This is a genomic window from Mycobacterium sp. SMC-11 (assembly GCF_046250095.1).
GTDB lineage: Bacteria > Actinomycetota > Actinomycetes > Mycobacteriales > Mycobacteriaceae > Mycobacterium > Mycobacterium heraklionense_A.
Genome location: NZ_CP176430.1, coordinates 801,677 through 821,871, shown reverse-complemented (window position 1 = coordinate 821,871; position 20,195 = coordinate 801,677). Strand labels below are relative to the sequence as shown.

22 protein-coding genes and 4 tRNA genes are annotated in these 20,195 nt (G+C 64.8%); 22 read left to right on the top strand and 4 right to left on the bottom strand.

The window, feature by feature from the left end:
- The first annotated feature begins 78 nt into the window (after positions 1 to 78).
- Together ACKY0X_RS03930 and ACKY0X_RS03925 are read left to right on the top strand one after the other, a co-directional pair.
- Complete coding sequence (locus ACKY0X_RS03930; RefSeq protein ID WP_409428394.1) at positions 79 to 591, top strand: cupin domain-containing protein; 513 nt, start codon at positions 79 to 81, stop codon at positions 589 to 591.
- A 337-nt stretch (positions 592 to 928) separates the two neighbouring features.
- Positions 929 to 2,320 (top strand): serine/threonine-protein kinase, encoded by a 1,392-nt coding sequence (locus tag ACKY0X_RS03925; RefSeq protein ID WP_409428393.1) that lies wholly within the window; start codon positions 929 to 931, stop codon positions 2,318 to 2,320.
- Between the two features lie 414 nt (positions 2,321 to 2,734).
- Here ACKY0X_RS03925 and ACKY0X_RS03920 read toward each other — a convergent pair.
- From ACKY0X_RS03920 to ACKY0X_RS03910, 3 genes are all read right to left on the bottom strand, one after another.
- A tRNA-Phe gene (locus tag ACKY0X_RS03920) sits at positions 2,735 to 2,808 on the bottom strand.
- A 30-nt stretch (positions 2,809 to 2,838) separates the two neighbouring features.
- Positions 2,839 to 2,912: transfer RNA gene (locus tag ACKY0X_RS03915), tRNA-Asp, on the bottom strand.
- A gap of 43 nt (positions 2,913 to 2,955) precedes the next feature.
- Positions 2,956 to 3,028, bottom strand: a tRNA-Glu gene (locus ACKY0X_RS03910).
- Positions 3,029 to 3,162: 134 nt separating this feature from the next.
- Between ACKY0X_RS03910 and ACKY0X_RS03905 the strand changes: the two genes are divergently transcribed.
- Positions 3,163 to 3,235: transfer RNA gene (locus tag ACKY0X_RS03905), tRNA-Lys, on the top strand.
- Here ACKY0X_RS03905 and ACKY0X_RS03900 read toward each other — a convergent pair.
- Complete coding sequence (locus ACKY0X_RS03900; protein ID WP_409429493.1) at positions 3,197 to 3,499, bottom strand: helix-turn-helix domain-containing protein; 303 nt, start codon at positions 3,497 to 3,499, stop codon at positions 3,197 to 3,199. The genes ACKY0X_RS03905 and ACKY0X_RS03900 overlap by 39 nt on opposite strands.
- A 120-nt stretch (positions 3,500 to 3,619) precedes the next feature.
- On the opposite strand from ACKY0X_RS03900, the gene ACKY0X_RS03895 reads away from it, so the two are divergent.
- The 19 genes from ACKY0X_RS03895 (at position 3,620) to ACKY0X_RS03805 (ending at position 20,195) form a co-directional block, all read left to right on the top strand.
- The gene (locus ACKY0X_RS03895; protein ID WP_409428392.1) at positions 3,620 to 3,859 is read left to right on the top strand and encodes a helix-turn-helix domain-containing protein; all 240 of its coding nucleotides are present in this window, start codon (positions 3,620 to 3,622) and stop codon (positions 3,857 to 3,859) included.
- A complete protein-coding gene (locus tag ACKY0X_RS03890; protein ID WP_409428391.1) occupies positions 3,856 to 4,272 on the top strand; it encodes a hypothetical protein in 417 nt (138 codons plus the stop codon). Before ACKY0X_RS03895 ends, ACKY0X_RS03890 begins: the two co-directional genes overlap by 4 nt.
- 92 nt (positions 4,273 to 4,364) lie before the next feature.
- Entirely contained in the window at positions 4,365 to 4,550 is a 186-nt protein-coding gene (locus ACKY0X_RS03885) for a hypothetical protein (protein ID WP_409428390.1), read from the top strand.
- Positions 4,540 to 4,791, top strand: a complete 252-nt coding sequence (locus ACKY0X_RS03880; protein ID WP_409428389.1) for a hypothetical protein — start codon at positions 4,540 to 4,542, stop codon at positions 4,789 to 4,791. The genes ACKY0X_RS03885 and ACKY0X_RS03880 overlap by 11 nt, the downstream gene beginning before the upstream one ends.
- Positions 4,792 to 4,858: 67 nt before the next feature.
- On the top strand, positions 4,859 to 5,104 hold the full coding sequence (locus ACKY0X_RS03875) for a hypothetical protein (protein ID WP_409428388.1): 246 nt from the start codon (positions 4,859 to 4,861) through the stop codon (positions 5,102 to 5,104).
- Between the two features lie 127 nt (positions 5,105 to 5,231).
- Positions 5,232 to 5,525, top strand: a complete 294-nt coding sequence (locus ACKY0X_RS03870; protein WP_409428387.1) for a hypothetical protein — start codon at positions 5,232 to 5,234, stop codon at positions 5,523 to 5,525.
- Positions 5,526 to 5,752: 227 nt separating this feature from the next.
- Complete coding sequence (locus tag ACKY0X_RS03865; protein WP_409428386.1) at positions 5,753 to 6,118, top strand: hypothetical protein; 366 nt, start codon at positions 5,753 to 5,755, stop codon at positions 6,116 to 6,118.
- 513 nt (positions 6,119 to 6,631) lie between these two features.
- Entirely contained in the window at positions 6,632 to 7,066 is a 435-nt protein-coding gene (locus ACKY0X_RS03860; protein ID WP_409428385.1) for a hypothetical protein, read from the top strand.
- A 76-nt stretch (positions 7,067 to 7,142) separates the two neighbouring features.
- The gene (locus tag ACKY0X_RS03855; protein ID WP_409428384.1) at positions 7,143 to 7,547 is read left to right on the top strand and encodes a DUF1360 domain-containing protein; all 405 of its coding nucleotides are present in this window, start codon (positions 7,143 to 7,145) and stop codon (positions 7,545 to 7,547) included.
- Positions 7,548 to 8,354: 807 nt separating this feature from the next.
- The gene (locus ACKY0X_RS03850) at positions 8,355 to 9,428 is read left to right on the top strand and encodes a hypothetical protein (RefSeq protein WP_409428383.1); all 1,074 of its coding nucleotides are present in this window, start codon (positions 8,355 to 8,357) and stop codon (positions 9,426 to 9,428) included.
- 171 nt (positions 9,429 to 9,599) lie between these two features.
- Positions 9,600 to 10,127 (top strand): hypothetical protein, encoded by a 528-nt coding sequence (locus tag ACKY0X_RS03845; protein ID WP_409428382.1) that lies wholly within the window; start codon positions 9,600 to 9,602, stop codon positions 10,125 to 10,127.
- A 261-nt stretch (positions 10,128 to 10,388) separates the two neighbouring features.
- A complete protein-coding gene (locus ACKY0X_RS03840; RefSeq protein WP_409428381.1) occupies positions 10,389 to 10,967 on the top strand; it encodes a hypothetical protein in 579 nt (192 codons plus the stop codon).
- 536 nt (positions 10,968 to 11,503) lie between these two features.
- Positions 11,504 to 11,848: a hypothetical protein gene (locus tag ACKY0X_RS03835; RefSeq protein ID WP_409428380.1), complete on the top strand. Its 345-nt coding sequence runs from the start codon at positions 11,504 to 11,506 to the stop codon at positions 11,846 to 11,848.
- Positions 11,845 to 14,415: a hypothetical protein gene (locus ACKY0X_RS03830; RefSeq protein ID WP_409428379.1), complete on the top strand. Its 2,571-nt coding sequence runs from the start codon at positions 11,845 to 11,847 to the stop codon at positions 14,413 to 14,415. Before ACKY0X_RS03835 ends, ACKY0X_RS03830 begins: the two co-directional genes overlap by 4 nt.
- Before the next feature lie 12 nt (positions 14,416 to 14,427).
- Positions 14,428 to 15,696 carry a hypothetical protein gene (locus ACKY0X_RS03825; protein ID WP_409428378.1) on the top strand — a complete coding sequence of 423 codons (1,269 nt, stop codon included), beginning with the start codon at positions 14,428 to 14,430 and terminating at the stop codon, positions 15,694 to 15,696.
- Positions 15,693 to 16,751 carry a hypothetical protein gene (locus ACKY0X_RS03820; RefSeq protein ID WP_409428377.1) on the top strand — a complete coding sequence of 353 codons (1,059 nt, stop codon included), beginning with the start codon at positions 15,693 to 15,695 and terminating at the stop codon, positions 16,749 to 16,751. Before ACKY0X_RS03825 ends, ACKY0X_RS03820 begins: the two co-directional genes overlap by 4 nt.
- Positions 16,748 to 19,342 (top strand): hypothetical protein, encoded by a 2,595-nt coding sequence (locus ACKY0X_RS03815; RefSeq protein WP_409428376.1) that lies wholly within the window; start codon positions 16,748 to 16,750, stop codon positions 19,340 to 19,342. Before ACKY0X_RS03820 ends, ACKY0X_RS03815 begins: the two co-directional genes overlap by 4 nt.
- Positions 19,343 to 19,449: 107 nt before the next feature.
- Entirely contained in the window at positions 19,450 to 19,668 is a 219-nt protein-coding gene (locus tag ACKY0X_RS03810; protein WP_409428375.1) for a hypothetical protein, read from the top strand.
- Entirely contained in the window at positions 19,668 to 20,195 is a 528-nt protein-coding gene (locus ACKY0X_RS03805) for a hypothetical protein (RefSeq protein WP_409428374.1), read from the top strand. The genes ACKY0X_RS03810 and ACKY0X_RS03805 overlap by 1 nt, the downstream gene beginning before the upstream one ends.

Sequence of the window (20,195 nt, the reverse complement as noted above, 5' to 3'; positions counted from 1 at the left end):
GGCGTGGGTTGATGGGAATGTGATGTCCAGCTGGTCGGTTGCTGAAATGGTCTGTCCGCCAATCGGAAGGTTCTTGTTGTGGCCCTTGAGCGCTTCGTTCCCGGCGTGGTTCCGATGGTCCGAGCCAACGAGCGCGAGGTACTGCGCACGGCGTCGGGCGCCTCGACCGGATTAGTGGTGGACTCCGATGCGACCGGCGGGGCAGCGAGCGTCTTGGACATATCCCTCGCCATGGGGGCTGACGGCGCTGCCCCGCACTTTCACACACGCTCGTCTGAACTGTTTTTCGTCGTGTCGGGTCAGATCGATTTCCTCGCCGGCGATCACGTGGAGACGTTGACGGCCGGCGACACCGCGATAGTCCCGCCGCTGATGCATCACGCGTTCGCCGCCAGCGCGGGAAACGAGGCGCACCTCTACACCGTGCTGACGCCAGGAGTGCAGCGCTTCGGCTACTTCCGGCTGTTGGACGATATCTTCAACGGCAGAGTCGACCGCTCACAGCTGGAGGCGGCGCAGGCCGACTACGACAACTGGTTCGTCGACAGTCCCGTATGGGGCGAGGCGCGGGGTCTGACGACGCGCGGATAACCCCCAGATAGCAAGAGAATCACCATCGAACCGGCGACCTTCCCCTGTTGGGTAGGCGAGTTGCCGAAATGTCCGAGCAATTGTCAACGTTCTTGGCTCACAGCATTGTTCACACTCGAACAATTGTCGCTAATGCCAGGCGGCCGCCGGCACGTCGCGGGCATATCCGACGAATTGAAGTCGCTTCGAAAGCCCATCGGGCAAGCTCACGTGGTGCAAAGTTCGGCGCCGTTGGCAACATTCGAATCCAATCGCATATATGTTTGCCTGCGCCCGCTGCGTCGGCCCTCGGGCCAAAACGCTGCAAGGGCGAACAACGACTACGGAAGAGGTCGCCATGGAGGGCACACCGTTCGGCCGCTACCGGTTGGTAGAGGTACTCGGGCGTGGCGGCATGGGAGAAGTTTGGCGGGGATTCGACACCGTGACGGAGCGGACGGTGGCCGTCAAGGTACTGCCCGTGCATCTGGTAGATGATGACGGATTCCAAAAGCGGTTCCTGCGGGAAGCCAAAGCCGCGGCCAGCCTCGATGAGCCCCATGTGGTGCCAATCTATGACTTCGGCGAAGTCGATGGCCGTCTATTCGTTGCAATGCGGCTGGTCGATGGTCAGGACCTCCAGACCCTGCTCACCCAAGGCCCACTCGATCCCAACCGTGCAGTGGCGATCATCGAGCAGATCGCCTCGGCGTTGAACGCCGCGCACCGCATCGGGCTGATCCATCGTGACGTCAAACCGTCGAACATCCTCGTCATTGAGGACGACTTTGCCTACCTGATCGACTTCGGGATCGCACGGGTCACCGGGGAGACCGGACTTACCAGCACGGGCATGACACTGGGCACGTGGTCGTATATGGCCCCCGAACGGTTCCGAACCGGCACGGCTGACGCGGGTGCCGACGTATATGCGCTGACCTGCGTGCTGCACCAAGCATTGACCGGGCAGCAGCCCTTCCCCGGCGAAAGCCTGGAGCAGATCGCAACAGGCCACCTGTTCGATCCGCCACCTCGCCCCTCAGTTCTCCGGGTCGACGTCCCCCGTGCGATGGATGCCGTCATCGCCACCGGCATGGCCAAGGATCCCGGCGAGCGCTACGCCACCACCAGGGACCTCGCACGGGCAGCACGCGCCGCGCTCTCGGCACCCGCCAGTCCGGCAGCAAGCGTCGCCGCCGGGGCCGAAACACTTGCAGCACCCGCGCCAGCACTCAACGATGCACCTACCCAGTACGCGCCCGCCGAAGCCGCGGCGGACCCCATCCCGACATCCCCGGAGGTCCAACTACCCGCCGGACCAGCAAGGCGCCCAAACACAGTGACCGCCGCCTTGATCACCACCTGGTTCGCGGTGGCGATAACGACCTTGGTCGGCGTGTCTGGCCTCTCGGTTGGCGCTTCGCGCGTGACATTCGACACCGAGTGGCGGCTCTACACCATGGCAATCGTCGTTGGAGCTGTGTGCGTAATAGTTGCCGCTCTCGCAGGTCGGGGCGCGGTGACCGCACTCAGAGGTGCCACCCCGAAGGGACTTCTCCGCGCACCTGCAACCCTCACCGTGCTCTGGACTCTGGCGTACCTTGTCGGCAAGGCGATCGGCGGAGACTCGTGGCAGGCGGCAGGCTTCCTGTCCGCCCCGCTTTTCCTTTTACTACCGGGTTCGCTATTGCTCACCAGGCAGTCGAGTAAGGACTACTTTCGTAACATGGCGGTTGCGCCAGAAGACTGACTCCGGAGGACACCCAACCTTCCACCTTCCAGCCTGCAGGCCCAAGTCACCGTCGCATCCATAGCTTCTGGAGGTCATGGCGGGCTTATCGGCGCGGCCTACAGACCTTAGGCCCATTCGGAGCCTTACGACAGCGGATACCACGATGGGGTCGGCCAAAGTTCTTGAACGAACTACTCACCGAGCACTGCGATAGAGCCCCACAAAAATTTGCGCGGCATCCCGGACGGCCGACAAGGCCCACTCTGAGGGGCATTCCACGACCGACTCAGCACTTGGAGGTCGCCGAACACTATGTACTGGAACCGTGGCCGATTGCACACCAAGGTGGCCGATGCATTGGACTGGGAAGTGGGTCTGAACGACGAATAAGCGTGGAGTGGTCTTGGGCGCCAAGAAAAACAGCCTCAGAAGTGGCCAGGGCCGGGATCGAACCGGCGACCTTCCGCTTTTCAGGCGGACGCTCGTACCAACTGAGCTACCTGGCCGGAAGGCACCAGGTGCCTCGCCGTAAAAAGCGACCCTGACGGGACTTGAACCCGCGACCTCCGCCGTGACAGGGCGGCGCGCTAACCAACTGCGCCACAGGGCCTTGCTTGTACTGCTTCACTCCCGACGTTTCCGCCGGATGCGAGTACCCCCAACGGGATTCGAACCCGTGCTACCGCCGTGAAAGGGCGGCGTCCTAGGCCACTAGACGATGGGGGCCAGAACCGAATCTCTCCGAGGCACTCACAACGCTTCACGTTGGGAGCTTGGTTAGCTTAGGGCACAGTGGCCCGAATCCTCAAACCCGGCCCCCATCGAGCCCCGGCGGGCAGGCAGTATTCTGTTCCAGCACGGCCCCTATAGCTCAGTTGGTAGAGCTACGGACTTTTAATCCGCAGGTCGCAGGTTCGAGCCCTGCTGGGGGCACCGCCAGTCCGGGTCAAGCATTGGTCCAGCTCCAGTGAGCAGCCAGTCCCGGAGGATGCCGGCCGCGTCGGCGATGGAGTCGATTTCATCGAGATCCATCGGCAGATGCCCGTTGAGTCGCTTCGAGAACGACGTGACGTTCATCTCAACCCATGCGGCGACATCGCTCTTTTTGATGTTTCGGGCCGCGATGGCCTGCCGGAGGCGCGCTGCGACTTCCGCCCGGAACGTTCCCTGAGGGACCAGATCCACTACAACACTCATGGCGAATATGTTACTCGCTGAGCGAATGCATGAAACCCAGGGAAGGTAATTTCCCTCAGCGCAACGTCCATTACGCCCAGATCCTTGCGTCGCAATGCTCCATGGTCTAAAACTTTCTCTGTGAGCAACGTTCAGTCTGCAAGCGCTAAGTCCGACATCACGTCCGTGATCCGCGCGGAGCTCGCCCGCAGGCGCCTGACCCAGGGCGACCTCGCTCAGCACCTCCGACTGTCACAGACGGCGATCCACCGTCGCCTGGCCGGAAAGGTTGCTTGGCGCCTCGACGAACTCGACGCGGTTGCGGCCTTTGTCGACATGGCGGTCTCGGACCTTCTCGGCGAAGCAAAGGCGTCAGCGTGAGCCACTGGTGGGTCCCGGATGTTGATGCGCAGACGGCCGCGGTTGGCGGGGTGCTCGTGGCGGCCTTCCTGGCCATGGTGTGGCTGATCCTCCGAGGCGGCACAGGGCAACTGACACCTAGGCACGACCGACACGGCTACTTCGAAGGTGCGCTCGTCGACGTGACGCCGTCGACGTTGACTGACGGGTTCAACCAAACGGCGGGGTTCGCCTCTCGCACCGTCGGTCGCCATCGCTTACCGAGGCGCCGACGTTGGCGTCAGCGGCTCGCTAAGCCAGCACTGGCCACCATGGGCGACGAGCTGTGCCGTGCTTCCCAGCTGCGTCACGAGCAGTACTGGGCGGAGTCCCCGCTCTATATGCGTACCGCTGAGGCGCTGGGCGTCAGCCAGCTCCCCGGATTCGCCGCATGAGCACCCGGCTCCTGCGCGCCGCCGCCAAGTAGATGGCCCCGCCACCGTTGTGCGCGGAGCAGGGCCAGACACCACAACCGAAAGGACCAGCAGTGCCAACACCAGACCGTACCGGACGAGACCGACAATGCTGGCGCGAGGCGCTCTACCCCCTGCTCTGGTGGGCCACGTTCATCGTGGGCATGTTCCTGGTCGTCGACGCCAGCATCGCAACAACAGACGCCGCACCGGTCAGCCTCGAGGCCGACGGGCCGTGGGGGTGCCGTTGTGATCGTTGATTTTGCGGCAGATAACGACCTTGACCGGATCGCCGATATCGCCATCGGCCTGCATGATCGGATGATCGAAAACCCCGACAAGCTGTACGGGGAACTCGTTGCTTTGGCCGCCCAGCATCCGGCCAAAGCCGCCCAGGTGACTATGTGTCTGGTCGCATGGTTCGACCCCGACCTTCCATGCTCGGTCCTGTGGCAACGAGTTGAGCACCTCGCTGCATTAGCTGGGCGGAGAGCCTCATGATCGCCGCCACCCGTAGTGCTCAGATCCGCTGGCGGGCAAAGGCCGCCGGTCTAGGTGCGGGGGTCCGATGAGTCTGATCTGGCGTTCCCACCCGGACATGCATGCCACGCTCATCACTTCCGGCGTCCGCGGGCACTACCGCATCATTCGCGTCGGCGCCGAGTGGTGGCTGGCCGGACTGGGGCATGACCGCCTGGATATCTGGGGATTGGAGCCTGGCGGAAGGCCCTTCCCGACATTGGAGTTGGCGCAAGAACACGCCGCACGTATCGACGAGACAGCCGTGCGTGAGTCGCAGATAAGTGGGACGTGATGAACCTCTGTTGGCACAAGAGGCGGACCGAGGCGCTCTGTTTCTTCGACCGGATCGCCGGACATCATGTGTACCTAGCCGAGACGCGGTGGTTGACCACGGCGCCGCACGCAAAGTCTGCAAACGCATGAGTGCCGACCCCGACCGCGTCGAGAATCGAGCCGAGCTTGCCGTCGCCGATATCGGCGACAGCATCGCAAACCTCGCCGGCAGCATGTTCGTCGACGGTGTACGCAACGGCCTAGAAACGGCTTCCCGATTCGTCGGCGAGGTAGCCGGATGGGCTCGAGCCGACTACACCCTGGACTCATTGACCCGCGATGCAATCGTGGTCATATGTGAACGCCTGCAGGAACAATTCCAGCTCAGCGCCCACTCGGTACCAGAGCTACCACCGCGACCGACAGCGGCTGGGCAGTAGGGCCACTAGGTGACGGAACGCTGCTGCCCACGCCGGCGGAATCTGTTGCCTCAGCCAACGCTCGTCGGCCGCCGCAAGACCGCGGCTCGACGAGCACTCCGCCACACCCTCTACTTCCGAAGAAGGGAAACCCATCCCGCATGAGACTTGCCGCCTCGGCACCCGCCTCATCAGAAGCAGTCTCAAAAAGCGCAATCCCATGCTGAACAAGGAGGTGCCGTAGCACCGTGGCTACCCTGCCTTGGATCCGACTCGACACCACCATGTTCGAGAACCCGAAACTGCTGTACCTCCAAGAGGACAAACACTATCGGGCCATCGTTGCTCACCTACAGGGCATGTGCTACTCCGCAAAGCACGGCCTGTCGGGCTTCATCCCAAAGGTCGCCCTGCGCGTAATCGGCGCCACGACAAGTGATGCCAACAAGCTCGTGACAGCCGGATTGTGGATGCCCGCCCCAGGAGGATGGGACATCAACGGTTGGGCCGAGTTTCAACTCGCCGGTGAAGAAGCCGCCCGCCGAACCGAGAAAGCCAAGAAGGCCGCCGCCGCCCGATGGGCCAAGCGAAGCGGGCAAGCTTCCAATGCCTGAGCAATGCTTGAGCATATGCCGCCGCAGCATGCTCAGAGCAATCCATGCGGAGCAATGCACGTACGTAACGGAACGTACGAACGAAACGAGCACTCGCCTTGATAATCAGTGGTTACGAAGGCCAACGCGCGCAGGGGGGCAGCTCGCCGAGACACTCCTGGAGCGCCTGCAGCAACGAAATCGCCATCACCGCAGCACTACCCGCGCCGCTAATACTGGCGTGGCTGCACTGGTCCGCTGCGATAGCCGTCCGGACACCATTGCTGGTAACGGTTTGGACTCGGAAGCGTCGTCGTTGCGGTCACAACGGGACACTTCGGCCTATGTTCAGGCATGTGAGGACCTGCAATGTGTTCCCGCTCGGGAAGATCGGCGGGCCGCTCACATGCGATGCAGTCTCGCGGTGTTGCGGCTAGCCGGGTTTGCATGTTGACGTCGACGCAGCCTGAGCGCTGGGAACCCGACCCCCTCATGGTGGCGGCCGTCCTATCAATGCCCAAGGCGTCCCGCAAGATGACCGAACTCTCCGGGCCGGATCGATCATGGCTCGTCGCCGGCCTCACCAATGCCGGCATGACCGCCGATGAGATCGCGGAACGTTGTGGCTGTTCGCGGCGTCTAGTTATGGCGGTCCGAGCCGAGGACATGACGCAGGTCTGCAAGATTGCCCAGCAACAGACCGACGAGCTAAATGACCAGCTGAGCGCCGAGCGGAGCGGGCATTCGGTGACGCGTCGCGATCTGGCGGAAAAGGTGGCGGAGGCGGAGCGGCTGCGATTGCAGCTAGATCAGATCGTCAACGCGCACCTGGCCGGCACGTTGAAGCTGTTTCGCTGCGGGCATCCCAGAGTCAGGTACAACACCTACACGCACGGTGGCAGAAGCTGGTGCCGGGAGTGCGGCAGGATCCGTAAAGCCGAGCAGCGCAAGGGTAAACGCGCAGCCTGACATCGACTGTCCCAACTCGTGTGGACAACATTCACCCGGAATAGCTTGCACTACAAAGTCATAGCTTCCCCCACTAATGAACGACAGCTTCGGACACACACTCCTGATCCTTGCCATCTATGTGCTGGCCGTCGCACGGCTGACTCGGCTCATCAACTTCGATATCGTGCTGGACCCACTGCGGATGTGGATCTCGGGCCGCGCTGCAACCGCGAAGCAGGCCAGCAACGACGCGTCGGTCGCAGAGCAGAAGGTAGCGGCCGACACTGCCATCAGGCGGATGATCCGGTGGAACACCCTCGCATCGTTCTTGAGTTGCCCGTGGTGCGTGGGGTTCTGGATCTCGCTGGCCGGCGCCGCCGTGCCAGTGAGGCTGCTCGGCTGGCAGTGGTGGTGCGTGATTCCGGTCGCGTTCGCCTGCTCTCACCTCGTCGGCGTCGGGGCCTCGCTGTCCGAGGATGAAGACTTTGAGCTCGCCTGACTCAATGGCAGTTCCGGCAGCACGGTTGCCGCACCCACGAAGAGGAAATTCAGTTACGCACGAGTGCAGTCAACGGTTAGCTACGTGTAGACGGGACAGTCTCGAGAATCTGATGACCGTTGGTTGAGCTGGTCAGAATGAACAGGAGCACACGACATGACGGATTCCACGGCGACGTCCGCAGCTAGTGAAATTTCCCGGCCTGACCGGGGTTCTCTCGAGACGTTGTTGGCTCGTGTTCATCAGGCTGCGGCCGATTCGTCGACGGAGCCGATTGCCACCGATTTGGTCGGGCGGCACTTCACCACGTCCGCCTGATGGGTTGCGGTTGCCGCGGTGGCGCCCGGTCACGTAAGCCGAAAGCGAGCGGCGTAGCGGTGTTGGGCTTTGAGATCACCTATCCCGACGGAACGGTGAAGCCAGACTTGGTATTGACGACTGTGGAAGCACGCATGGAGATCCGGCGTGCCGGGGGCGGCAAAGTCCGCCAGATCATCAGCGAATCCTAACCACGGTTGAGCCTGCATGCCCGATTTCTACGGTCCTCGGCCAACACCCCCTCCCCCAGCTCTATGTGCTGCTCTCAGCGAGCGCCGGCCGGGAACCGCATGAGACGAGGCGGGCGGCGTGAGCACATCCGAGGCGTTCACGTCCGCCCGTCTTCTCAGTAGAGGGCACCGTCCGACATGTAGGCCGCCGTGCCGGAGAGCGCTGCGATTGATCATGCACCCACCCGCCTTACTGTTCGAACCGACCTCGGAACCGGTCGGCGCGGTATGCGCCCTATAGCAGGAGGACAGCCAGCACATGGCTCGAACCGCAGTTGTAAAGGGCACTCGCCTTCGCGTCACCAAGACCGACGCGTGCGGGTTGCCGCTCGCCGGCAACGCCAACCGGCTTGTCACCGACGGCTTTGTCACCGTCACCTTGACCCCTGAGCTGAAGGCACGCCAGGACCTGGAGCTGCAGAACGCCCAGGGACAGGCGGTGGTGACTGATTCCGTTCCTGCTGAACGCAAGTGGTGGAATGTTGCACTCGAGCTGTGCGATGTCGACCCGGATCTGTTCTCGATCATCGCGACGTGGGCCCGGGTGCTGGACTACGACGGCAACCCGATCGGTTTTCGTGACCGCGCCCAGGTCGACTCGGAAACCGGCGTGGCGTTCGAGCTCTGGACCGGCGGCCAGGGAGACGACGACTGCCTGCCGCCGACCGATGACTCGGTCTTCAGTGCCGCCGCCGCCGGAAAGAACCACGGTTACCTGTTCTTCGCCGGCAAGGAATTCGTCTCGGGCGACATTGGCGTGCAGATGAACCCGACGACGTTCAAGATGAACGGACAGACCTTCGGACCCAAGCGGTGGGGACGCGGCCCATACAACGTGGCCGCCATCGACAGTTCGGGGACCGCCGGCCGCCTGCTGGTGCCGGCCTATGACAAGGACGACGACAACCACATCGTGTTCTTCCGCACTCCGGTGAAGCCGCCGGAGGTGACCGAGGGTGCCTGCGAACTGGCCACCACGTCGATCTTCACTACCCCCGACTTTTACTTCGGCGGCGGCGGCGGCGAACCGGCAGCAGATGTTGCTCCGCCGCAGCCGATGTGCGACCCCAAGAGCTACACCGTCACCGTCACTGGCACGGCCGGCAACTGGAAGGCAAAGGTCGGCACCGAGGAAACCGCCAACATCGCCTTCGACGCAGCACCATCGGCGGTTCAGGCGGCGATCGAAGCATTGGCCAGCGTGGCGGGTGGGCAGGTTGAGGTCTCCGGTTCAGCCGGCTCCTACACGGTGAAGCTGGATCGGTCGTTGGGCGCGCTGACCGCCGACGGCACTGGCCTCACTGGCGGAACCGTGACGGTCACCCAGATCTAGCCGTACGACGAACGAAACCCTCCGGGCCGACCGCGGTACCCGGGGGGTTTCGTCATCTCTGGGGGTAGCACCGTTGCTGTCTACCGTGTGGCAAGTGAGCCGTTATCGGACTGTCGACCCCGGACACCTCCCGGTGTCGCCCCTCTCCTTGGCTGAGGCACCGGTGGTCATATGAGCGCCCCCGATCCGTGCCACGACGCGGCCAGCGATGTCGTCGACGTCTTCATTACCGCGTTGCGGCAGGGATTCGCCCCGGCCAGCGAGTGCCCGCCGCTTGGCGCCGGATCGACGCAGGTGTTCTTCCTCGTCGGCGACGAGGACAGGCCGGCATGGAATCCGGACTGCGACCACGCATTTCTGTGGGTACGCGTCGCCAAGCGCTACCGAGCACGGATCGGCGAATTCCCCAAGGCCTATCTCGGCGACTTGGATTGCAGCAAGACGGATGTGAAGCGTGTGCTGGCCGTCGAGGTCGGCGTGATGCGTTGCGCCGTCGTTGAGGAGCATCCCAATTGGGAAACGCTCACTGACGCGGCGAACATCAGCCTGGACGACTCGTGGCGCATCGAGCGAGTGTTGTCGGCGGCCGCGGCGCGCCTGCGGACTCCGGAACGCGCAGTCGCCATCGATACGGTAGCCCCGTTTGGGCCTAAGGATGGAGTCACTGCATGGGCCGGAGTCGCCCACGTGCAGTTCTGAGACGGGATGAGGTCATGGGCCTTCGTGTGACGGTTGAAGGTTCGGTCACGCCGAGCGACTGGCTGGGTCGGGGTGTGCGTCGCACCGTGGCAGTCACCGATGAGATCCGAAAGCTGCTGAAGATCGGGGCGGTGGTGGTGATAGCCGGCGACCTCGACGCCCCGGACACGGACCACGACGGGTTCCACGCCTAGACCCATCAGGCTGCGCGGTCTTCTGCCGACAACGGTTGTGCACCGCGGGTAGGAACGCTACGCAGCCATGACGATCTTCGCCTCGGACGGCACCACCCAAGACATCGACCCCGCCGCGCAGGATGCGGCACCGGCGACGCTCACCCCGACCCATCCCGCCCCAGAATCCGAAGCTCGTCTGGAAGTGATCGAGCCGGAGTTGATCGGGCCGGATCCCGAAAACGACGGCACCACAGCGGGACAGACTCTGCCCGCAGTCCGCGAAACGAGCGACGCATCGGCTACCACCGATGCGACGTGGACACACCCAGCAGGCTGGCAGTACGACTGGCTGGAGTTCAAGGGTGACAAGCTGGCGATCCGCATTCCGAAGGGCGCCGCGCTCGTCGCGCTGGAATTCGCCAGATACCGCAGCGAAGAAGCACAAGAGCAGGCGTTCGGCCGGTTCATCGCCCGGCACGTCTCCGATGAGACCTTCGACCGGGTTCTGGACCGGATGTCGAATCCTGATGACGAGGAGTACGGCACCACTTCGCTCGGCGAGCTAGCTGGGCTACTAGGGAAGATCGCCGGCGAACGTATCGCCAAGGACGCCAAGGCGCTTGATGAGGCGAAGCAAGGCAAGGCGCGCAAAGGAAATTCGTAGCACCCGGCCTAGATAACTTAGGCCGGTGACCACGTCTGCCGGCTCGATCCGCCTCGATTTGCTGATCAACGGGCCGAGTCTCCCTGCGGAGGTGTTGCGCGAGATCAAGACGGCTTTGGAACCGACTCTCGTGGCGCTGCGCCGCGAGATGAACGAGCTGCAACGTGACTACGACAAACTCGGGCGCGATGCCCTGCGGTCCGGTGAGAAGCAGGTAGCGTCGGCAAAGGCCACAGCGGCGGCCGTTACCGAAGTCGGCGAAACGTATCGGCGGGTGGCGCGGCTGGCCACAGAGTCCGCGGACGAGCAGGTCTCGGCGAATCAGCGGGTCTCGGCATCACTCGATGGGCTCAGTAATGCCTACCTCGCAGTGGCTGCCACGGCAGTTGCATCCTCGGCGGCGCAGGTTTCGGCGCTGCACGACGTCACCCGCGAAATCGACCAGCAGACAGCGGCTTGGGGCCGTTTGACTGACGCGCTGAAGATAGCGGCGGCAGCTCCGACTCCGCGCGCTCCGTCGCCTCAAGGTGTTGGTGGTGGCTGGACCGGCGCTGGCGGCGGCGGGGGCGGTGGCGGTGTTGTCGGCGGTGGCGGTGTTGTTGGCGGTGGCGGTGTTGTTGGCCGCGGTGTTGGCGGTGACGGCGGTGCCGGCAGCTACCTTGCCGGCCGCCCCGAAGGCAGTGTCCTCCCCCGCCGGGCTACCGGCAGCGGTGTTGGCCTTGATGGCGGTTCCGGCAACGGCAGCACTATCCGTCCCTGGGTCGGCGGCAGCGGCCTTACCGGTGATGGTGGTGCCGGCGGGGGCGGCCTTGTCGGCCTCGGCGCCGGTGTCGGCCGCGGTGTTGGCGGTCCCAGCCAATCCAACAGTGCTAGTGCTGTGAGCGATGAGCCGGCGTCGTGGTGGGGCCGGTTGGAACAAACGATTGACAATGTCGCAACTGGTATTGCGTCCGGGGCCACTATCGAGAAGCTGTTTGGGAAGAACCGCAGCGGAAGGCGCGGTGGCCTGCTCGGTAGCGCATTGGGCCTCGTCAAGGACCTCACGGACGGGGATCCGGCGAAACCCAACGGCGATGAGCCACGGTCGTGGTTGGACGTGGGGATAGACGCAGCATTCAACCTCTGGAGCAAGACGGCGGCTGGGGCAGAAATCGGATCGTTGGTTGGCCCTGCAGGCACACTTCCCGGCGCCGTGACCGGTTTTGGTTGGGCCGGTGTCCAATCCCTGGTCGACATTTTCGACGAGATTGACCGGCGGGAAGAGTCGAAGAGCTACTCCGTGCCAGCGCATGGTCAAGTCTTGCCGAACCGTGAAATTGAGCAACTGGACTTGTCGCCGTCGGCGTCCGGGTCCCTGTCCGGAGACCTGGCCGAATTCATGCCGGCAGCTCCCTCGCCATTCCCGGACAATGACATGCTGCCGTCGACGGACTACGGGTTCCTATACGGAAACGCACCGGACGCGCCGCAGATCCCAACTGGACCGGCTGCGGGCTTCCCGTCGTCCACGGACTACGGGTTCCTGTACGGAAACGCACCGGACGCGCTGAAGATCCCAACAGGACTCACTCCGGGCTTTCCGCCATCAACGCAGCAGGCAGACGCGGCTTATGGGGCGGCCGGCCCACTCGGGGGCTACCGCAACGGTGGCGTGTCCGGCTTCTTCGACGGAGGCGTCCTACCCCCCGGAATGTCGCCGTTAGCGGCCGATGCCGCGGCCGGCGGCCTCTCGGCCATGGGCACGATTATCGCCTTGCTGACCGAAATCCGGGACCTGCTGCGGGCTGTACTCCCGGCACCGCAAGTCCCCGGCGCTGGGGTCGGCGACAACGCCTTGGGTGCACCGGGGCTAGAGAGCGGGCAGAATTTCCTCGGCGAGCTCACCCAGGGCTTGCCGGGCGCTCTGCCGATCAGTGACGCCATCAAGGCGGTCGGTGGCGTAGGCAGCCGGCCCCTGCCCACCAGAACCGCCGGCGCCTTCGATTTGCTCAACGAAGGCAATCCGATGGCGCTCGCCGCCATTTTCGGCTATGCCGTCGGTGACTACAGCCGTGCCGGCGGGCAGGGCAGCGGCGTCATCACGGCCAACGACGGGCCCGATTTCAATGCCAGTGGTCAGCTTTACAGCGACACCGCGGCGTTGGTCGACCGGTCGTTCACCAGTCTCGATGCGTCGATGAAAGCCGGTTTCGACCAGCTGATGGATGTGATGGCGCAGATCCGCGACCAGCTGGTCCAGATTTCCGCCGATTTGGTTGGTACCGCGGCCAACGCTGCGGTGAGCTTGGCGGGCGGCCCGGCGGGGGCAGCAACGGGTTCGGGCATGGCGTTCGGCGGTCCCGTTATCGGCGGCGTTCCCGGCAAGGACTCGGTTCCGTTGTGGGCCATGCCCGGCGAACACATGCTGACCGTCGCTGACGTGAACGCCATGGGTGGCCAGGCTGGCGTCTATGCCTTCCGTCGAGCACTACACACCGGCAGCGTTCGTGGATTTGCGGCCGGCGGCGCGGTCAACGCCAATGCCACGGTCGGCGCCGATTTCTACGGGCTGTCGCAGGTACCGGTCATCGGCGCGATCGTCAGCATGCTGACCAGTGTGTTGCTGTCGGTCATCGGTGTGCAGGTCCAGGCCCGCGACACAATGGTGCGATTGTCGGATGAGTTCCGCCAGTTCCGTGGCGACTTCCAGGCGTTCAACGCCGAAGGCCGTCTGCTCAACGACACCAGCGGCCTGATGGACCGCTCGGGGACGAGTACCGAGGAAGCCGCCGATGAGCGGGTGCGGATCCTCAAGATCGTCATCAAGGAGCTGGTCGAATACATCGTTCACAACTTGATCGTTCCGATCGCGAAAGCCGTCGGTAAGGCGGCGGTCGCTGCTGGTGCATCTGCGGCGGGCACGGCGATCTCGAACGCGGGAGGCCCAGGAACAGGTAGTCCAGTCGCTGGCATCGTGACGGGTCTTATCAACGCCGGTGGCGACGCTGCGGTCGACATCGGCGCGCAGGTATTCGAGGACTTCGCGATCGGCCTCACTGACGTACTTACCGACGGCATCGCCGCGATGCTCCAGTCTTCCGCACCCGGGCTGGTCCAGGGCATCTTCGGGCAAGGCCTCTCCGGGCTGTTCCCCACCGGTTCGCTCATGGCCCCCGCCATGGGCGGTGGGATCGCCGCCGTCCTCGCCGCACTGTTCGGCACAGCCGCAGTCTTCGACGACGGTGGCCTTGCCGTCGGCACAGGGCTCATGCCGAAGGCCACCGTCGCCCCCGAACGCGTCCTGTCGCCGCGGCAAACCGAGTCGTTTGACCGGCTGGTCGCGGCGATCACCAACAGCAATGCCGGTGCGCCGGCGGGCAACCGCACCATCCACGCACCCATCGCCGTCTACGGCAGCGAATCGGCAGCCCACGAGATCCGTGACCTGCTCGAAAAGATCGACGTCTAAGGGGCAAGACACATGGCTTTCAGAGGGTGGCTTGACCTCAACGGCGTCGAGGTCGCCAACAGCTCCCGCGTCATCGCACACCTACGCCCCCCGTTGCCGACCGACGATTCCGTGTTCGCCCAAGCCGGCGAGCCGTGCGGATGCGGCGGCAGTGTGGCCTACGACGACTCCTGGCCCGACTTAGCTGACTGGCTCGGCGCCACCGGCTACGAGGACATAGCGACCGCGCCGTGGTATGACCCCGCCGTCCCCGAATCGGCCGAGTTCCGGGGCATCTGGCCCATGAAGATCGACGGCCTCGACGCGGCCCCGCTGGACCGCAAGGTCACCGAGCTCATCGGTGACGGCGCCGTCTCTCCGATCAAGCGGATCACCAGCCGCCGTATCACCGTCGATGCCTTCCTGATTGCCTGTACCAGCGCCGGCTTGCAGTACGGCATCCGCTGGCTGACGGGCGCCCTGAACACCGCATCGGCGGGCAGCGGCGGTGTCTTGTCCTACCTGGACGCGCACCCTGGCCACAGTGCCGCCGACCCCGACAGACTGTTGCGCAACCTGCACAGCGTCGTCCTCACCGACCCGCCGCGTAGGGATCAGGAATTCGCCGGCGGCATGGCCCGGAACCGGGAGGCCACCAGCGCCCGCGTTACCTGGACGATGACCGCGCTGGTGCCGCACGCCTACCGGCCCGGCACCGCAGTACACGTCGCCTGGGATTCGGTCAGTACCGACGAAATCAGCTGGGTCCACGCCACCGACTGCGCGGATACCACCAGCTGCCCGGACATGCCGGTGCTGTTCTCCACCGAATGCGTCCCGCAGGCATGGCCGCGCGCCACCTACCAGCCCCCGGTCTGCGGCGGCTGCATCCCCGTCGGCGACATCAAGACCTACCGCTACCTGCTCCCCGACCCGACCGGCGCCGCGGACGGCGGCGACACCGCGGTGAGCGTGCGGATCGTCAACACCGGCGGCGCCCCGCTGAGCCTGCAGGGCTGGTTCGAATCGCGTGCTCCGGGCGCGTGCCCCGGCGAACTGTTCCCTTTCCAGATCGCCGGATTGCCCACCGCCACCGAGCTGGTCCTCGACGCCGTCACCGGCCGCAACTACGCGGTGACCAACGGCGTCAAGGCCCGCACCTCCGGCATCTTGTCCACCCCGCGCGGCCGGCCGTGGCGACCCGCCCTCATCGACCCGAGTGGTGGCTGGGAACTGGTCGTACGCGCGGCGGCGTCCGCGGAGTTCGAGATGGAACTGACCCTGTCGGAGCGTGACAAGTGATCATCTCCGCCGACCAAATGGTCTCGGTCCGCACCCGCGACGGTGTGCAGGCCGCGCAGTTCACCGGCGCCCAGCTGACCTCCCTGAGATGGGGGTGGGAAGGCGGCCAGACCACCAAGTGCACTCTCGCGGTCTCGGTCGATGACGTCGCGGGACTGGACATCACCCCGTGGCAGCACTGGATCGACGTCTGGACACCTGAGGTCAACTACCCGGTGTGGTCCGGACCGATCCAAACCGCGACGAAGGGCCGCGACACCGCTGGCATCACCGCGGCCGACCCCTCGGTGTTTGGGCGCCGCACACGCTGCCCCATCACCAAAGACTGGGACAACACCGCGCCGGCGAAAATTGCCGCCGAACTGTGGACCGCCATGCTCGCCCGCCACGGCATCACCGTCGACCCCATTGTCCTCACCGGTGTGGACAGTATGCGAGTGGCCGACGGACACGGCGACTACGTCGACTTCAGCGTCAGCGCCGACGAGGCCATGATGGACTCCGTATTCGACCGCCTCACCCAGGTAGGTCTGAATTGGTCCGTGATCGGCGGGGTTCCGTTCTTGGGCGTGATGCCCCGCCAGCCGGTCACCACCCTGGGAGAACGCGACTTCATCGACGGCGGCTTGCAATTGGTGCGCGACGGCGCGACCACCTTCAACGATGTGGTGCTGCGTGCCGCCGACACCATCGCCCGCGGAACCGTGCCTCTGGGTGAACACAACCTGCAGACTCTGATCCACATCGACAACATGTTCGGCGTCAGCAACGCACAAACCGGGCTGCGCACCTATCTGGCCTACATGGCCCGGATCCGCGACGAGGTCCGGGTGCCCGCCGGCGCCCGACTCAGCCCGGACGCTCCGGTGCTGCTCGAGCAATTGGTGCCCACCACCCGGATGGTGGTGGATGCCTTCGATACGGCAACGCTAACAACGGTGGGTTCGATGGATGTCACCCTGGCAGCGGGCAATTGCGATGTGGCGGTGAGCCTGGCGACGGCCCGCGATGATCTGCCTGAGTTGGCGAAGATCAGCATGCAGGACGCCTCATGAGCGGGGCGCACGAGCTGGAGCCGCTGCCGTCCAGCTCCCCGGAGTGGGCCCGGCAGGTGCAGCAGCGGCTGCGACGGCTGGAAGGCCCGAGCCGATCGGTACGTGCCGGCGACTGGGTGCTTGTCAGCAAGGGCGGTGTCCTGACCGCTAATAGGGCGGGTGTACCGCCGGTCACTCTGGCAAGCGCGCCCGAAGATGATCCCGGCAGTGCCCCGCGATCGGTCAGTGGCCTTCCCGCGGTGATGCCCGAGGACTGGTGGTCCCAACTTGTCGCGACCATCACGGGCTTCCCGGGCACCCTCAATGATCTGGGCCAGTATCTGGACGCCCAGTACTACGCGTCCACGCATGGGCCGGGCGCGTTGTTGGCCGGGGCGAACATGCTGTGGAACCCCGACTTCACCGGCATTGAGTCGCTGGCCGGCGGCGACGATTGGGAGTGGGACCACACGGTCTACTTCGATTCGTCGGGGTCTGGCGCCGCTGCGGACCAGGGGTCAGCAAAGACCGTCTGCAATGGGACGCGGAAAGTACTGCGGTCCAACCTCGTTGAGGTCAGCGAGGGGCAGGTGCTGCAGCTGTCAGTGCGATGCGCCGCCTTCGGGCTCACCGGCGGTGGGGTGAATCTTGGTATCACCGCCTACGGCGCTGATGGTTCCCGCGAAGAGCACGTGATCGAACCCGAAAATGTGGTGCCGGCGGATCCGACGACAGACTGGTACGGCGTTCCCGTCGGTGCGAAAACCGTTGTGGCGTCGGGGTCGTGGACGGTGGAGCACGGGGTGACCGCGGTGCGGCAATACGTCGACACCAGCGCAACCGCCGGCACCCTGTGGGTGGACCGCGGAGCGTTCGAGCTCGGCGGCCTGTTGAGCCTGCTGACGCGGCAGGTGCTGTGGGATGACATCGCCGTGCTGACCCGGACAGCGGTTACCTACGTCTTCGGGGACGGCACTGTCACCCCGTTCAGCCCCGAGGCGACCGCCGCGATGGCCGCAGCGTTCCAGCGGGTGCTGACCGATCTAGGCCTTACCGGCCCGGACAAGGACATGGAGCAGTTCTGGCAATCGATCTGGGATGGCGCGATCGCCGCGGTCGTACCCAAGGCATTGACTGACGTGCCCGGGTTCTTCACCGCAGGGTGGGGGCTGATCACGGGTCTGTGGAACTACCTATTCGGTCGGACGGGGGCTGCGCCGTTCGGCAAGGTGGTCGCCGGTGAGCTGGGGGACGCGTGGGAGACCTTTGTGTCGTTCCTGAAGCCAGCTAACGCGCAGATACCGACGTCATCGCGCGAAAATTTCTGGGGTGGGATCGCCGGCAATGCGTTCGCGTCGCTGCCGGTCAGTGGATCGTCAACTATCGGCGATGCGCTGCAGAAATTTCTACATCCGACGGCGCCAACTGTTCCTGGTTGGCTTTTGGCTTCGGCGTGGCCGTCGTCTTCGACGAGTGTCCCATTGGGCTCGTTGTACTACGTGGTGACTGCGGTCAAAGACGATATCGAGTCAATGCCGTCCAACGAAGCTTTTGTATACATCCTGTTTGGGCCGGCTGAGGTTCGCCTGACGTGGACAGCAGTGGAGGGTGCGACGGAGTATCGGATTTATCGCGGCACGAAGTCGCGCGGCTGGGACGTGCTGGTCGGTACGTCGCCCACGAACAGTTTCACCAACCGGGCCGCGACGATTGGGCCGGGCGAGCCGCCAGACATTGGATCGGCTGCCGTCGCGGCGGTGGGGTCGGCCCAGGCCACAGCGGCCGACACAGCGGCAGCGGTACACAACGGTTGGTACGGCTCTGGCGGTACTGGCGATCCGACTGAGGCCAAACAGGCGGTGGTCGCCATCAAGGATACGATCCTGGCGGGCTATAGCGCGCAAGGGTTTTCGGCGAACGGTGTATGGACCCGCCCGGAGAACTGCATCGAGTGCATTGTCGTGGCAATCGGTGCCGGAGTAGGGGGCGCCCCTGGACAATTGGAGTTCGGCGGCGAAGGCGGGCTCAACGGCGGCTACGTGGCGAAGACCTTGCCGCGTGACGGCATCCCAGAGACGCTGACCATCTCTGTCGGAGCCACCGAGGCCGCGACTACAACGATCACTGGGCCGTGGGAGCCGGTGGTCTCGTCGGTCTACGGCAGCGCGGGCGGCATCGTCAACGCCTCGGGTTACATCTACTCGACGAGCAAGCCGGGCCGCGGCGGTACCGGGGGAATGGCCGGGCAGCAGGCCGGGCAGAACGGCAATCGGGGGGAATCGTCGGCGCTCGCACTGGGCGGTCCTGGTGGGCGCGGAAACTCGGCGTCGCAGATCAGCACCGACGGTTCCGCCGGGGCAAACGTGTCGATTGAGAACAGTGTTCCCTGTGGGGGCTCGGGCGGCGGCGGCGGTGGCGGCGGTAACGGGTCATCAACGTTGCCGGGTGGCCGCAACGGCCGCAACGGCGGCCCGGGCGGATTCCCCGGCGGAGGCGGAGGCGGCGGCGGCGCCGGTGCACTCAACGGAGCACTCGGCAATGGCACTCCTGGCAACGGTGGCACCTTCGGAAAGGGCGCGGCATGGATAATCTGGCGGACGGGCCAAGCATGACCACGATTTCAGCGGTATTGCGCGCTCAGGACGTGCCCGGGTTCTGCCCGGTCACGAACTTGTACGAGTGTTCTGATGGGCGTTGGCTTTTAGTGCAGTACGGGCAGATGTCCGCATCGGCGGGAGTGAACACGGCGCTCGGCGGTATCGAGATCAGCCAGGTCTTGGGAGCCGCAGCGACCGTCTACGCCAGTGATTCTGATGGTGTGGTGCGTGACCCCGTGACCGGGTTGGCGACCGATGAGATGGCGGCGTTGGCGGTGTTTGATGATGCGGTCGACCATGCCGACGCTCTAGCCCGCCTCGGGTACACGGAGTCACCCTGATGCCGGTGTCGTGGCTGCCCGCCGCCACGCGACCCGCCCGCGGCTGGTGGGCCGACCTCAATCTCACACCGACCGGGATTCCCTCTGCGGAGGCCTTTGGACGGCCGTCGGTAGGCGTGCAAAACATCGCCCTGAAGGGCATCGGCTCCGCTGAGGTCATCGGTATTCCCGCACTGCCATACTCACAGCCGATCCGGCTGGTGGGCATCCCGTCAGCAGAATCCGTCGGCCGCCCGGAGGTGGTGCCCGCCGCGGTGTCGGTCCAGCTCACGGGCGTCCCGTCAGCAGAAGCGGTCGGTCAGCCGGACATCTCGCGCCCGTTCGCATCAATTCGCATGCTGGGGGTCGAGTCCGCAGAAGCGGTTGGCACGCCGTCTGTTACCACCGGGCCGGTCAGTGTCAACCTGGTAGGCGTCGAGTCGGCCGAAGCGATCGGGCAGCCGCTGTTGTTCATCCCAAGCGGCGAGGCTTACCCCTCCGAGTACCTATTCCCATCCGAGCACCTGTTCCCGGCCGAAGGAGACTAA